Below are 14,376 nucleotides of genomic sequence, written 5' to 3'. Positions count from 1 at the left end.
TGCGACCCAATCCAGGAGTGCGATGACGTGAACATCTGATCGATCAGCGAGCCGTTTCCCTCCCTGACTGCATCGGTGTTTCCCATGTCATTGCTAACCTTGTCCGGCGTCGCCTGCGCCGCCCCCGATTCCACCCCCCTGTTTTCCGGCCTCGACCTTGCGCTGGGCCATGAGGCCGTCGGCCTCGTCGGCCGCAACGGTTCGGGCAAATCGACTCTGCTCGCGGCGATCGCGGGGAGAATCGCCCCGGTGGCGGGCGAGATCGTGCGGCCCGGTCGCGTCGCCATGCTCGATCAGTCACCCGACCCGCAGCTTTCGGTTGCCGAGACGCTTGGCGTGACAGAGAAACTGGCCCGGCTCGACCGGATCGAACGCGGCGCGCTCGAAGGTGACGATCTCGATGCCGCCGACTGGAGCCTGACCACACGGATCGAGCAGGCGTTGGCGCAGGCAGGCTTGCCAACGATCGAGCTCGCACGCACGCTTTCCACCCTGAGCGGCGGCGAGCGGACACGCGTGGCAATCGCGGCCATGCTGATCGACCAACCCGACGTGTTGTTGCTCGACGAACCGACCAATAATCTCGACCGCGCGGGCCGCGACGCCATCGCCGCCCTTCTGCGCGACTGGAACGGCGGCGCGCTCGTCGCAAGCCACGATCGTGAATTGCTGGCGCAGGTCGACCGCATCGTCGAACTTACCCGGGTGGGCGTGCATATCGTCGGTGGCGGATGGGAGGAATTCCAGCGCATTCGCACGGCCGAGCGAGAGCGGGCCGAGCGCGCACTCGAAAGCAGCGAGCACGCGCTCGCCTCCACCCGGCGCGAAGCCCAGCGCGAACGCGAGAAGCAGGACCGGCGCGACAGCCGCGGTCGCGCCCGGCGCGTAAGCCGGAGCCAGCCCAAGATCCTGCTCGACGCGCGCCAGGAGCGCGCCGAACGCACCGCCGCGCGCTATCGCACCGGCGGCGCAGACCAAGTGGGCGAAGCAGAAGAGAAACGCGAGGCCGCTCGCGCGGATGTCGAACGCGAGATCCCCATCGACATGGCTCTCCCGCCATCGGGTCTGGCGGCCAACCACGTGCTGATCGAGGCTCGCAACCTCAATCGGCGAGTCGGCAGTCGCACGCTGTTTTCCGGGATCGACCTCACCGTGCGCGGGCCCGAGCGGGTTGCGATCGAAGGACCGAACGGATCGGGCAAGACGACCCTGATGCGTCTGCTGGCCGGTAAAGACTCGCCAGACGGCGGAGATATCCAGCGCGACGGCGCGCGAATAGCATGGCTCGACCAGCATCTCTCCCTGCTCGATCCGCGAGAAACGCTGATTGAAGCGATGCCCCGGCTTAATCCCGGGCTGACGCGCGAAGCTGCGCATGGCGCGCTGGCAGGGTTCGGATTCCGCAATGTCTGGGCCGAACGGGAGGTCAATGGACTATCGGGCGGCGAACGGATGCGCCTCGCTCTCGCTTGCCTGTTCGCGGCCCCAACCCCGCCGCAAATGCTGTTGCTCGACGAACCGACCAATCATCTCGACCTCGCTGCTACCGAACAGCTCGAAGCGGCTCTGGCAGACTGGGATGGAGCGATCGTCTGCGTCAGCCATGATGCCGGCTTTCTGACGGCGATCGGCGTGCAGCGGCGGCTAGACTTGGGCGACTAGCTCGACGAGCCGCCCGGAGCCTCAGCTCCTGTCGCGCCAGCGGCGGCGCAAGGCGAGCGCGTAGACCACCAGCGCGGTGAGCGCGAAGAAGAACCACTGCCCGGCATAGCCCCACGAGGTGTTTTCGTATTCTGAAGGATCGGGCTGTCGCGAGGCCTGCAGCCCTGCCTTCGGATCGGCCGCGACGATCATCGCCGGACGGTGGGCCGGACGGAAGGTCAGGCGTTGAAGGAAACCGCGCTGGTCGGGAGCGGCGGCGGCGAGGCCCTGGACCGGTCCTCCCTGCCATTGGACCTCGGCGTCGGGGCGTTCGGCAATCCCGATCTGGACCTTGAAGGTCTGTCCGCTCGCATCGTTGCGACAGGTGGCGATCTGCCGCCATCCCGTGTGATCTGCCGCGTCCTTCCCTCCGGCGACTTCGAAGCCCGTCACCGTGTCGCAATCGGCCCGCAGGCGGCGATAGAGATAGCGGGGATCGGTAGGATCGGCGAACGGATAGTCGAGCATCGCCATGGCGGGCCGCTCGGCCATCGCCTGTTTGAGGCGGTCACGCTCGGTGCCGCGACCCAATTGCCATATCCCAAGCGCGATCATCGTCGCGACGGCCGCCGCGACGATGATCGTAGAGAATATGGGAAGGCGCCTCATGCGAGGCTCCTTTCGGCGAGAGCCTTAATGGGTCGGATAGCCCCAACCGCCCCAGACATAGATGGCGATGAAGAGGAACAGCCACACGACATCGACGAAGTGCCAGTACCAGGCCGCCGCCTCGAAGCCGAAATGCTGCTTCGGCGTGAAGTGCCCCTTATAGGCGCGCACCAGGCAAACGATCAGGAAGATCGTGCCGATGATGACGTGGAAGCCGTGGAAACCGGTCGCCATGTAGAAGGCAGAGCTATAGGTGTTCTCACCGAAGGGGAACGGCGCCACGCTGTATTCGTAGGCCTGGATGCAGCTGAAGATGACGCCGAGGATGATGGTCGCCCACAGGCCCTTCTTCAGTCCGTCGCGATCGCCGTTGATCAGCGAGTGGTGCGCCCACGTAACCGTGGTGCCCGAGCACAGCAGGATCAGGGTGTTGAGCAGCGGGAGGTCGAATGCATTGATCACGCCTTCGATCGCGACAGGCGGGAATTGCCCACCGATCGCATCGCTCAATGTCGAAGGGAACAGTGCGAAATCGAACCAGCTCCAGAACCAGCCGACGAAGAACATCACTTCCGAGGCGATGAACAGGATCATGCCGTAGCGAAGGTGCAGCTGCACGACCGGGGTATGGTCGCCCGCCTGCGCTTCGCGGATGATGTTACCGAACCAGCTGAAGAAGGTGAACACAAGGCCGATGATCCCGGCGATCAGCACCGGCGTACCGAAGGGAAGTTCCTCCGGGTGCATGCTCAAAACCATCCCGGTGGTGAAGGTCAGCGCGCTGAACGAGCCGATCAGCGGCCACGGATCGGGATCGAGAATGTGATAGTCGTGGGTTTTGCTACCGGCCATGGTGTCCGTCTCTCAGGTAAATGGTTGACGCTGCCCTTAATCGCGCGAGACGCGCGGGTCTAGGGGGTGAGCGAAGGAAATGCCCACCCCGCGATGGCGTGGCGAGACGGCAACAACGCGCGTGCGTTCAGCTCGCGGCGTCTTTTTTCTTGTGAAACGTGTAGCTCAGCGTGATCGAATCGAGATCTTCGACCAGCGGATCGTCAAAGATCGCCGGATCGACGAAATAGACCACCGGCATGCGCACTTCCTGGCCCGGCTCGAGCCGCTGCTCGGTAAAGCAGAAGCACTGCACCTTGCTGAAATACTTGCCGGCTTCGTTGGGATAGACATTGAAGCTTGCGGTTCCAACGACCGGTTCCGTCCCGTCGTTCTTCGCGAGGAAGATAGCCTGGTCGCGGCTGCCGATCGCAATGCGATCGGTCGGGTGTTCGGGGCGGAAGCTCCACGAAAGGTCGGGAGCGACATTGGTGTCGAAGCGGATCGTGATGTCGCGCGTCGCCCCGCTCGCAGCGATGCGTTCCGCCAGGCTCGCTTCATCGTCGGTCGCGCGCTGCGTCGTGCCGGCAAAGCCGGTCACTCGGCAGAACAGGTCGTAAAGCGGGACCGAAGCATAGCCCAACCCGAGCATCGCCAGCGCGAAACCGAGCATGTAGAAGCCGGTGCGCTTGTTGCGCGCGGAGAGCGAGGCTTCGGGCGCAGTCGCCATCGCTTACATCCGGACGATGGTGATCGCGTAGAACAATACGACGAGCCCCGCGAGCACGAGGCCCAATACGAGGTTGCGCTGTTTCTGGATCGCCTTGCGGCGGTTCGCTTCGTCCTGCGGATCGAGATGGTCGGTCATGGCACCTATCTAGGGTGTCAGGACGAAACGGTCTACCACCAGTGCGGCGAACAGCGCGAACAGATAGACGATGGAGAAGCCGAAAAGGCGCTTTTCGGGCCGCATCCCGTCACCTTCTGCCGAGCGACGCAATCCCACTTGCGCCGAAAGCAAGAGAAACACGCTGGAAAGCACCGCCGCGCTCGCCCCGTAGATCCAGCCGGTTCCTCCGATCCACCACGGGGTGAGGCTGAGCGGGAGGAGAAGGATGGCATAGATCAGGATGTGCCGTCTGGTCGCCCGTTCGCCCGCGACCACCGGCAGCATCGGTATGCCCACCGCTTCGTAGTCGGTCTTCACAAACAGCGCGAGTGCCCAGAAATGGGGCGGCGTCCACATGAAGATGATCGCGAACAGAAACACCGGCATCGCGGTGATGTCTCCGGTCGCGGCGACCCATCCGATCATCGGCGGAAACGCGCCCGCACCGCCACCGATCACGATGTTCTGCGGCGTGCGCGGCTTGAGCCAGATCGTGTAGAGCACCGCGTAATAGGCGATGGAGACTGCAAGGATGGCCGCCGGGAGCCACCCCAACGCCAGTCCCATGATGCCGACCGACGCACCCGACAGCATGATCCCGAAATCACGCGCATGCGAGCGGTCCAGCCGTCCTGCAGGCAGCGGACGCTGGGCGGTCCGCTTCATCCCGGCATCGATATCGGCTTCCCACCACTGGTTGAGCGCCGCCGCACCCCCGGCCCCGATCGCAATGCAGAGGATCGCCGTGAATGCGAGGACCGGATTGATCCGCTCGGGTGCGGCGAGAAGGCCGCACAGACCGGTGAAGATCACCAGCGTCATGACCCGCGGCTTGGTCAACGCGAAGAAATCGCGCCAATCGGCAGGCAGTGCGGGTGTGGTGGAGGGGGGCTTGGTGGCAGGGGGCATGGGCCCCGCCCTATAGGCTTCCGCGCGACGACTGCAAAGCGCCGACGCGGCCGAATTCGTCGCTTGCGGGAAAAGGCAGTTGGTCGCAGTCTTGTCCGATGTCGGCCAGGCGCTCCCGTTTCTGCCTATCTATGCTGCTTTCGGCGGCTCTGACTCACGCCCTGCCGGCGACTGCACAGGATGCCCCTTCCCCCGGGATCGAAGCATCGGACCAAGCCCTTTCCGAAATCGGCGCGCTGCTGCGCGAAGGGTCAGAGCGCGAAGCCTATCGTCGGATCGGAGAGATAACCGGAGGACCAACTGAGCTTTCCGAATTCGGCAAACCGGAAGCGGCGGTCCTTCGCGATGCCAGTCGCTATGTCGGCGCATCGGGCGCGCGCTATGTCGCGGTGAACGGCATCGTCTACCGGCTTCTGGAGCGGCTCGGCTTCGAACCGCACGAGGTGGCGATGGCGCGTTATAGCTATGCCGCCGCGCTGCAGGAGGAAGCCTTATATAGCGAGGCCGAAGCGGTTTGGCGGGTTCAGCTTGCGCATTATCGCGCCTGCTGCACGATCGATTCTGGCGGTGCGCTCGATGCCGCAGTCGGACTTGCACAAACGCTCGAAGCACAGAGGCGATTCGGTGAGGCCGATGCCGTCCTCGCGGAAATCTGGAACGTCGCGCTCGGCTTTGACGACTTCACCAATATCGTCATGGAAGAGCTTGCCCGTGCGCGCGCGCGAAATCTCATCGCGGCAGGTCAGCCGCGGCGCGCTTACGACCTAACCGCCGAAGTCCTTGCCAGGGGCCGCGCCACGGACGACCTCTCTCAGGAGCTTGCGATCGATTACCGCGTGTTGCACGGACGCAGCGCGCTTGCCACCGAGCGCTACGACGAGGCGGAACGTCTGGCGCGGGAGGCTATCGCAGTCGGGCGCCCCGACGGCGAATGGATCGTCATCGCGGCACTCGATACCCCAGAGGCCGATGCACGCGAACTCCTGGCCGACGCCTTGGAAGCACAGGGACGATACGCCGCAGCCGAGCCGATCCGTCGCAATCTGCTTGCGAAGATCGAAGACAATTTCTCGATCCCGAAGCAATACGAGACCCATCGCCCGGCGATGTTCGCGCTGGCGCGCAATCTCGCAACGCAGGGAAAGGCGGAATCGCTTGCCCTGCTCGCGCGTCAAGCGGCCGCCATCGCCGATATCTTCGGCTCGCTGGACTATCGCTTGCTGCCGGTCGTCGAGCTGGCAGCGCGAGAACGGCTGGAGCGCGCGGATCCGGGGGCCCTGTTTCCGGCCCGCAAGGCGCTGGCGATCAGGCTCGCCGAGGCGGAACGCGAACGCGGGGCCGACGGCAGCGCACGCGCTGCGATGGAGGCGCGCGAGCGCCGCCAAAGCGCAACGCTCCTCGTCCGCGCAGCCTGGTCTGCCTCCACCCGATAGCAAAAGGGCGCCCCCGCAGCGACGCCCTCTCGTTTCAATCGGTGCTTTGCGCTCAGTGCGCTTCGGCCGGACGGATGTGGTGGTGATGATCGTGGTGGTCCTCGATCACCGGAAGCGTCTCGAACTGGTGGAACGGCGGCGGGCTCGACAGGCTCCATTCGAGCGTCGTTGCGCCTTCGCCCCAGTAATTATCTTCTGCACGACGCCCGGCGATGAACGCATAGGCGATGTTGACGAAGAAGATCACCAGCGACGCGGCCATGATCATGTAGCCGTAGCTCGCGACTTCGTTCCAGCCGGTATAGGCTTCCGGATAGTCCGGAATACGGCGCGGCATGCCGTCCACACCCAGGAAGTGCATCGGGAAGAAGATCACGTTCACCCCGATGAAAAACACCCAGAAGTGCAGGTGGGCGAGGAACTCGCTGTGCCAGCGGCCGCTCATTTTCGGGAACCAGTAGTAGAAGCCCGCGAAGAGCGAGAACACCGCACCCATCGACAGCACGTAGTGGAAGTGCGCGACGACATAATAGGTGTCGTGCAGCACGTCGTCGACGCCGCCGTTCGAAAGGACGATGCCGGTCACGCCGCCCACGGTGAAGAGGAAGATGAAGCCCAGCGCCCAGACCATGGGCGATTTGAATTCCAGGCTGCCGCCCCACATCGTGGCGACCCAGCTGAAGATCTTGACCCCCGTCGGGACCGCGATGATCATCGTGGCGGCGGTGAAGTACATCTTCGTGTTCACGTCGAGGCCGACAGTGTACATGTGGTGCGCCCACACGACGAAGCCGATCACGCCGATCGCGACCATGGCGTAGGCCATGCCGAGATAGCCGAACACCGGTTTGCGGCTGAACGTCGCGATGATCTGGCTGATCATGCCGAAGCCCGGCAGGATCATGATGTAGACTTCAGGGTGACCGAAGAACCAGAACAGGTGCTGGTAGAGCACGGGGTCGCCGCCGCCGGCCGGATCGAAGAAGGTCGTTCCGAAGTTGCGATCGGTCAGCAGCATGGTGATCGCCGCGGCGAGCACCGGCAGCGCCAGCAGCAGCAGGAACGCGGTGACCAGCACCGACCACACGAACAGCGGCATCTTGTGCAGGGTCATGCCCGGCGCACGCATGTTGAAGATCGTGGTGATGAAGTTGATCGCGCCGAGGATCGAAGCCGCACCCGCAAGGTGGAGCGAAAAGATCGCGAAGTCGACCGCGGGCCCTTGCGAGCCGAGGGTCGACAGCGGTGCATAGACCGTCCAGCCGGTACCCGCGCCCACGCCCGTACCGCCCGGCACGAAAGTGGAGGCCAGGAGGCTGATGAAAGCGACGAAGGTCAGCCAGAACGAAACGTTGTTCATGCGCGGGAAAGCCATATCCGGCGCACCGATCATCAGCGGGACGAACCAGTTGCCGAAGCCGCCGATCATCGCCGGCATGACCATGAAGAACACCATGATCAGGCCGTGCGCCGTGATCAGGACGTTCCAGTGGTGCAACGCCGCATCGAGGCTTTCCGGCCCCACGCCGGCGAGGAACCAGGTTTTGTTGAGGATCTGGATGCCCGGCTCGGCGAGCTCGGCACGCATGATGCCCGAGATCGCACCACCCACGATCCCCGCGAAGATCGCGAAGATCAGGTACAGCGTGCCGATGTCCTTGTGGTTGGTCGAAAGGAACCAGCGCGTGAAAAAGCCCGGCTTGTGATCGTGATGCGCATCGTGCGCGTCATGATCGCTATGCGCGGGAATGTGTTCGGGGTTTGCTGTCGTGGCCATGGTCTTGAGCTTACCTTAGCGAAAAATCAGTTGGACGCGCCGGCTTCGGCGGCATCGGAGGAGGTCGTTTCGATCGGCGCTTCACCGGCCGGCGCGGCATCTTCGCTGGCCGAAGCGGCTGCGACCAACGGTGCGGCCTCGTTGCTTTCGGCCGTGTCGCCGCCCAGTGAGCCGCCCTGCGACAACACCCACTGTTCCCAGCGCTCCATCGGGACGGCTTCGATCGCGATCGGCATGTAGCCATGGCGCGCACCGCACAGTTCGGAGCACTGGCCGTAATAGATGCCGGGCTCGTTGATCGTCAGCACCTTCTCGTTGATCCGGCCCGGCACCGCGTCGAGCTTGAACCACAGCGAGGGGATCGCGAAGGAGTGAATCACGTCGGCTGCGGTGGTCTGCAGACGGATCGGAACGCCGACCGGCAGGACCAGGCGATTGTCGACGGCGAGATGCGAGGGCAGGCCCTTCGCCTCGGCTTCGTCGATATCCATCATGTTCGAGGTGATCTCGAACTCGCCATTGTCAGGGAAGGAATAGGTCCAATACCACTGCCACCCGGTCGCCTTGACGGTGATCGCATCGGCGGGAGCGGGCTTGTACTGGGTGCGGATCAGGTTGATCGAGGGAATCGCGATCCCGAGCAGGATCAGCGCAGGAACGATCGTCCAGACCACTTCGAGCATGGTGTTGTGCGTGGTGCGCGAAGGCTTCGGATTCGCACCGCGACGATACTTCACGATCACCAGCAGCAGCAGAACCAGCACGAACAGGCTGATGGCGACGATCACCGGCATCAGGATCGCATTGTGCAGCGTCAGCGCCTGCTCGCCCGCATCGGTATGCTGCGGCTGGAACGTCCAGCCCCACTCTTCCGGCTGGCCCTTGATCATCTCGGGGCCCATATATTCATAGCCCGGGGCAGCTTCGGCCGCGTCGGTCGCAGAATCGGGAACGGCATCGCCTGCCGCCTGTTCGACCGTGGCGGCCTGTTCGGTTTCGGTCGCGGCGTCCTGCGCGGCGACGGTGCCGCCCATTGCCAAAGTCGCCGCGGCGGCCCCGGCAAGAACGAAACGGCTGAAATTGCGAAGAATCATACTGGCGTATCGCTTTCCGCTTTTGGAATTCCCGACCGTCGTCGATCGTTGCGCATAAGGGTGCGCGCCACCCGACGAGGGCCTTACAAGTGCCGCGCCTATACGCATGGTTGCAGGCCTACTCAAGCGCCTCTAGGGAATTTTTCCGCGCACACGATCGTGCAACCTACAGGAGTTTCGCCGTTTCATGACCGAAGAAGAGGTGCTCGCCGAATTCCGCGCCGCCCAAGCCCTGCTCGAAGGACATTTCGTGCTTTCCTCGGGCCGACACAGCGCGAACTACCTGCAATGCGCGCGCGTGCTAATGGACCCGCAGCGGGCCGACCGGCTGGCGCTGGCGCTGAGCCGGAAGCTCCCGCGGGAAATCCGCGCGCAGGTCGACAAGGTCGTCAGCCCGGCAATGGGCGGCTTGATCATCGGTCACGAAATGGGGCGCGCGCTGGGCAAGGAAGCGATCTTCCTCGAACGCCCCGAAGGCACGTTCGAATTGCGCCGCGGCTTCGAGATCGCCGAGGGTGAAAAATGCCTGATGGTCGAGGACGTGGTCACCACCGGCCTTTCCAGCCGCGAGGCAATCAAGGCCGTACACGATGCTGGCGGCGAAGTCGTCGCCGAAGTCGCGCTGGTCGATCGCAGCATGGGCGAAGTCGATCTGGGCGTGCCGTTCTTCCCGCTGATCGAAATCACCTTCCCCACCTATGCCGAGGACGAGGTTCCGGCAGAGCTCGAAGCGGTGCCCGTCACCAAGCCCGGGAGCCGGAAGTAGTCCGAACGATGCAGGATTCGAAACTCCGCCTCGGGGTCAATATCGATCACGTCGCCACCATCCGCAATGCGCGTGGGGGCGACCATCCCGATCCGGTGCGCGCGGCGGAAATCGTTTCGGCGGTCGGCGGCGACGGGATCACCGCGCACCTGCGCGAAGACCGCCGCCATATCCGCGACGACGACCTCAAGCGCATCCAGGATGCGACCGATCTGCCGCTCAATCTCGAGATGGCCGCGACCGACGAGATGCTCGCGATTGCACTGGCACATCGTCCGCAGGCCGCCTGCATCGTTCCCGAAAAGCGCGAAGAGCGCACCACCGAAGGTGGGCTCGACGCCGCGGGGCAGCACAATCACTTGCAACGCTATGTCCACGAATTGACCGAAGCGGGCATCCGCGTCAGCCTGTTCATCGAGCCGAGCGAGCGCCAGCTCGACGCCGCATTGCGGCTCGGCGCACCGGTGGTCGAGTTCCATACCGGCGAATACGCGCACGCTCAGCTCGACGGCGATCGAGAGCGCCTGGCTAGCGAGCTGAAGCGAGTGTCCGACATGGCCGCGCTCGCTGCCAAGAACGGCATCGAACCCCATGCCGGCCATGGACTGACCTATGAAAACGTCCAGCCGATCGCGGCCATCCCGCAATTGGCCGAGCTCAATATCGGGCACTACCTGGTCGGCGAAGCGGTCTTCGTCGGGCTCGAAAACGCCGTTCGCCGCATGCGCGAGCTGATGGACGAGGCGCGCTGACATGCCCGATCACACCCGCTGCGCGCAGGCGGCCGCATGATCATCGGCCTGGGCTCCGACCTCTGCAATATCGAACGCATTCAGGCGGCACTCGATCGCCACGGTACGCGCTTCGAACAGCGCTGCTTTACTGAGGTCGAACGCGCCAAGGCCGATCGACGCGAGCTCACACGGGCGGGAACCTATGCCAAGCGATTCGCGGCCAAGGAGGCGTTCTCCAAGGCTGTGGGCACCGGCTTCAAGCGCGGCGTCTTCATGAAGGACATCGGCGTCGTCAATGCCCCCTCGGGCGCGCCGACGCTGGCGCTGACCGGCGGGGCTGCGAAGCGGCTTGCCGAGATCACGCCGGAGGGCCATGAGGCGCGCATTCACCTGACCCTCACCGACGATCACCCATGGGCGCAGGCCCTGGTGATAATCGAAGCCCTCCCCGCATGACCCAAGACACCATCGGCGACACTCCGCACGCCGACGATTCGAAATCGGACGATAAAGAGCCGATCAACTGGTTCGCCGAGCTGCGCAGTCTCTTCCTGATGCTACTTGCGGTGCTCGCCTTCCACAGCCTCGTCGCCAAACCGTTCTACATCCCGTCGGGATCGATGATGCCCGGCCTGCTCGTCGGCGACCGTCTGGTGGTCAGCAAATTCCCCTATGGCTATTCCTGGGTCTCGGCGAGCTTCCATGTACTGCCGCGCAGCGACTGGCGGATCTTCGGCGGAACGCCCGCATACGGCGATGTCGTCATCGTCGTGCCGCCCGATCGCAAGGAAGACTACATCAAGCGCGTTGTCGCCCTGCCCGGTGACCGGATCGCTCTGCGGAACGGCCGGATCGTGCTCAATGGCAAGGTGGTCCCGCAGGAGATCGAACCGGCCATCGATGTCCCGGTCGATACCAACACGCCGTGCGGCTACAGCTCTTCGGGTCGTATCGTCGAGGTCCTCGGCGAAGGGTCGCAACGCGACGAAGTGTGCCGGATCGACGTCCTGCGCGAAACGATGCCCAATGGCGCGAGCTATCTCGTGACCGACGCGATGGAAAAATCGACCGACGAAATGGACGAGATCACCGTTCCGGAAGGCCATGTCTTCCTGATGGGCGACAATCGCGATTTCTCTTCGGACAGCCGCGTACCCTCTGGTTTCCAGCAAGGATTGGGCGGACCGGTGCCGCTGACAAGCGTCGGCGGTCGGGCCGAATTCATCACCTTTTCGCTCGACGGCAGCGCTGGCTGGAACCCGCTGAAATGGTGGGGAGCCTTGCGCGATGGGCGCGCCTGGCGCAGTCTGCGTCCGGAACGTCGCCCGGTTCCACGCGCGGCGACTGCCGAACCCGAGGAAAGCGCTAGCAGATGAGCGATATGGACAATCACTCGCCCCGATCCGAAGCGGCCAGCCCGACCCGGATCAGCGATCCGAAAATGCGGATCGAATTGCACAAGGCGTTTATCTGGACGCTGGTGGTCGGCGGGGTCTACCTCGCGGTTACGATCGCGCAGTCGATCCTGATCATCTTCGGCGCCCTGGTGTTTTCGGCGATGATCGACGGCGGCACGCGACTGCTGGGCCGTGTTCTCCCGATTGCGCGAAGCTGGCGGGTCGCGATCGTTCTGACGCTCGCGACGCTGTTTCTCCTGTGGCTGGGCTATTTCGCCGGCACGCAGATCGCCGAGCAGGCGGCCGCCTTCTCGACATTGATCGGCAACCAGATCGGGCGCGTCTTCGCTTGGGCCCAGCAAATGGGCTTCGCCGTCGACCAGAGCTACATCAAGGAAGTCATCGGCCAGATTTCGAATGGCGTGGGAACGATCACCAGGGCGATCGGCGGCGTCGTCGGTGGCCTGACGACCATGCTTCTGATCGCGATCATCGGCATCTTCATCGCGATCGAACCGAATCTCTACGAACGCGGCGTGTCGTGGATGGTCGCGCGCGAACGGCGCGATAACTTTCATGCCACTGTATCCGCGATGGGATATTCGCTGCGTCGCCTCCTCGCCGGTCGCCTCCTTGGCATGGGCATCGAAGGCGTGTTCACCTACCTGATGCTGACTTTCGGCGGCATGGCGCTGGGGATCGGCGCAGTACCTATGGCGGCCCTGCTGGCGCTGCTCACCGGCCTGCTCGCCTTCATTCCCAATATCGGCGCGCTGGTCTCCGGGGCGCTGATGATCCTGGTCGGCTTTTCCGGTGGGACCGAGATGGGGCTCTACACCATCTTCGTCTATTTCGCGGTGCAGACGATCGATGGCTACATCCTGATCCCGATGATCGCGAAGAAGGCGGTCGACCTCGCCCCGGCGCTGGTATTGGCGGCGCAGTTGATCCTCGGCGCACTGTTCGGCATTCTCGGCCTCGCACTCGCCGATCCGATCATCGCAATGATCAAGGTCGCGCTCGAGCGACGCTCTCAGCACAACGATGCCGACGACGCTGCCCGGGCAAAGCAGATCAAAGCCGAGCAGAAGAAAACCGCGAAGAAGGCGACCGCTAAAAGCTGATGGCCCGCAAATTCCTGTATCTCGTTGCCGGTCTCGCGGTGCTCGTCATCGCGGGCGCATTCCTGCTGCGCATCTATCAGAACGAGCTTACCCGCTGGGCGACCGTGCCCGATGTCGAATTCGTCGAGCAGGAGCCGCTCGAAGAGAACATCTATGCCGATCCGGCGATGTGGTATTCCCGGCCTGGTGCGCAGAACGATCCGTCGCGCTTCCTGCCGACCGGGTTCGACCGAGAGGCCGAAACGCTGGATGCGGCGGTGTTCTTCGTTCACCCGACCAGCTTCTTCAGCAAGCAGGCGTGGAACGCGCCGCTCGACGATGATTCCGCCGACAGCCAGGCCCGTCTGTTTCTGCGTGGCCTCGCCAGCGCTTTCAGCCAAGCCGAAGAATTGTGGGCCCCGCGCTATCGCCAGGCGACCTTCGGCGCGTTCCTGACCGACAAGCCCGAAGGTCAGGAGGCGCTGGGAGCGGCCTATGGCGATGTCGAACAGGCGTTCGACCGCTTCGTCGAGGAAATCGGCCCCGATCGCCCGATCGTTCTCGCGGGGCACAGCCAGGGCTCATTCCATCTGATGAACCTGCTCGCCCGCCGGATAAAAGGCACGCCGCTCGCCGACCGGATCGCCGCCGCCTATGTGATCGGTTGGCCGATGAGCCTCGATCATGATCTGCCCGAACTGCCCCTTCCGGCCTGCGAAACGGCCGAAAGCGCTGGTTGTGTGGTTAGCTGGTCGAGCTATGCCGAGCCGGCCGATACCACGCTTACGCTCGAAGCCTATGCCGCCTCTCCCGGTCTCGATGGGACGGCGCGCGGCACCAGCCCGTTCCTGTGCACCAATCCGCTGACCGGCGCGCCGGGTGGCGAAGCGCCGCCCAGCAGCAATCGCGGCACGCTCGTACCGAACGAAGCGCTGACCGAGGCAAACCTCGTCGAAGGCGCCGTCCCGGCGCGATGCGGCGAGGAAGGCTTCCTCTATATCGGCGATCCGCCCGAGCTCGGCCGCGGCGTCCTGCCGGGCAACAATTACCACGTTTACGACATCCCGCTGTTCTGGCTGAACCTGCGCGAAGACATGGCGCGCCGGCTCGCCGCGTTCGGCGAATAGGGATTC

General features: G+C 64.1%; 15 protein-coding genes. 8 read left to right on the top strand and 7 right to left on the bottom strand.

The genetic code is table 11. The features are described from left to right. Positions 1-84 precede the first annotated feature (84 nt). Positions 85-1,662 (top strand): ABC-F family ATP-binding cassette domain-containing protein, encoded by a 1,578-nt coding sequence (locus GRI68_RS00775; RefSeq protein ID WP_160615246.1) that lies wholly within the window; start codon positions 85-87, stop codon positions 1,660-1,662. Between the two features lie 21 nt (positions 1,663-1,683). Here GRI68_RS00775 and GRI68_RS00770 read toward each other — a convergent pair whose 3' ends face one another. From GRI68_RS00770 to GRI68_RS00755, 5 genes are all read right to left on the bottom strand, one after another. After that, entirely contained in the window at positions 1,684-2,310 is a 627-nt protein-coding gene (locus GRI68_RS00770) for an SURF1 family cytochrome oxidase biogenesis protein (RefSeq protein WP_160615245.1), read from the bottom strand. Between the two features lie 24 nt (positions 2,311-2,334). Beyond that, positions 2,335-3,162 carry a cytochrome c oxidase subunit 3 gene (locus GRI68_RS00765; protein WP_160615244.1) on the bottom strand — a complete coding sequence of 276 codons (828 nt, stop codon included), beginning with the start codon at positions 3,160-3,162 and terminating at the stop codon, positions 2,335-2,337. Between the two features lie 127 nt (positions 3,163-3,289). Next, on the bottom strand, positions 3,290-3,871 hold the full coding sequence (locus tag GRI68_RS00760) for a cytochrome c oxidase assembly protein (protein WP_160615243.1): 582 nt from the start codon (positions 3,869-3,871) through the stop codon (positions 3,290-3,292). Between the two features lie 3 nt (positions 3,872-3,874). Beyond that, complete coding sequence (locus tag GRI68_RS13830; RefSeq protein WP_267902072.1) at positions 3,875-4,009, bottom strand: hypothetical protein; 135 nt, start codon at positions 4,007-4,009, stop codon at positions 3,875-3,877. A gap of 9 nt (positions 4,010-4,018) precedes the next feature. After that, positions 4,019-4,939 (bottom strand): heme o synthase, encoded by a 921-nt coding sequence (locus tag GRI68_RS00755; protein WP_160615242.1) that lies wholly within the window; start codon positions 4,937-4,939, stop codon positions 4,019-4,021. A gap of 98 nt (positions 4,940-5,037) precedes the next feature. On the opposite strand from GRI68_RS00755, the gene GRI68_RS00750 reads away from it, so the two are divergent. Further along, on the top strand, positions 5,038-6,372 hold the full coding sequence (locus GRI68_RS00750) for a tetratricopeptide repeat protein (protein WP_160615241.1): 1,335 nt from the start codon (positions 5,038-5,040) through the stop codon (positions 6,370-6,372). A gap of 52 nt (positions 6,373-6,424) precedes the next feature. On the opposite strand, the gene ctaD is transcribed toward GRI68_RS00750, so the two are convergent. Both ctaD and coxB read right to left on the bottom strand, forming a co-directional pair. After that, positions 6,425-8,149, bottom strand: coding sequence for a cytochrome c oxidase subunit I (gene ctaD / locus GRI68_RS00745; RefSeq protein ID WP_160615240.1), 1,725 nt, complete (start codon positions 8,147-8,149; stop codon positions 6,425-6,427). A gap of 26 nt (positions 8,150-8,175) precedes the next feature. Then, positions 8,176-9,243, bottom strand: coding sequence for a cytochrome c oxidase subunit II (coxB, locus tag GRI68_RS00740; protein ID WP_160615239.1), 1,068 nt, complete (start codon positions 9,241-9,243; stop codon positions 8,176-8,178). A 187-nt stretch (positions 9,244-9,430) separates the two neighbouring features. Between coxB and pyrE the strand changes: the two genes are divergently transcribed. From pyrE to GRI68_RS00710, 6 genes are read left to right on the top strand one after another with little or no spacing between them, the layout of a single operon-like run. Further along, complete coding sequence (gene pyrE, locus GRI68_RS00735; protein ID WP_160615238.1) at positions 9,431-10,009, top strand: orotate phosphoribosyltransferase; 579 nt, start codon at positions 9,431-9,433, stop codon at positions 10,007-10,009. Between the two features lie 8 nt (positions 10,010-10,017). After that, positions 10,018-10,761 carry a pyridoxine 5'-phosphate synthase gene (locus tag GRI68_RS00730; RefSeq protein WP_160615237.1) on the top strand — a complete coding sequence of 248 codons (744 nt, stop codon included), beginning with the start codon at positions 10,018-10,020 and terminating at the stop codon, positions 10,759-10,761. Positions 10,762-10,797: 36 nt separating this feature from the next. Beyond that, the gene (gene acpS / locus GRI68_RS00725; protein ID WP_160615236.1) at positions 10,798-11,199 is read left to right on the top strand and encodes a holo-ACP synthase; all 402 of its coding nucleotides are present in this window, start codon (positions 10,798-10,800) and stop codon (positions 11,197-11,199) included. Continuing rightward, entirely contained in the window at positions 11,196-12,119 is a 924-nt protein-coding gene (gene lepB / locus GRI68_RS00720) for a signal peptidase I (protein ID WP_160615235.1), read from the top strand. The genes acpS and lepB overlap by 4 nt, the downstream gene beginning before the upstream one ends. Next, on the top strand, positions 12,116-13,264 hold the full coding sequence (locus GRI68_RS00715) for an AI-2E family transporter (protein WP_160615234.1): 1,149 nt from the start codon (positions 12,116-12,118) through the stop codon (positions 13,262-13,264). Before lepB ends, GRI68_RS00715 begins: the two co-directional genes overlap by 4 nt. Further along, positions 13,264-14,370 (top strand): DUF3089 domain-containing protein, encoded by a 1,107-nt coding sequence (locus GRI68_RS00710; protein WP_160615233.1) that lies wholly within the window; start codon positions 13,264-13,266, stop codon positions 14,368-14,370. The genes GRI68_RS00715 and GRI68_RS00710 overlap by 1 nt, the downstream gene beginning before the upstream one ends. The last annotated feature ends 6 nt before the right edge of the window (positions 14,371-14,376 follow it).

The organism is Alteriqipengyuania halimionae, from assembly GCF_009827575.1.
Lineage (GTDB): Bacteria > Pseudomonadota > Alphaproteobacteria > Sphingomonadales > Sphingomonadaceae > Alteriqipengyuania_A > Alteriqipengyuania_A halimionae.
The sequence above is the reverse complement of the archived record's forward strand: the minus strand, read 5'-3'. Positions and strand labels throughout refer to the sequence as shown.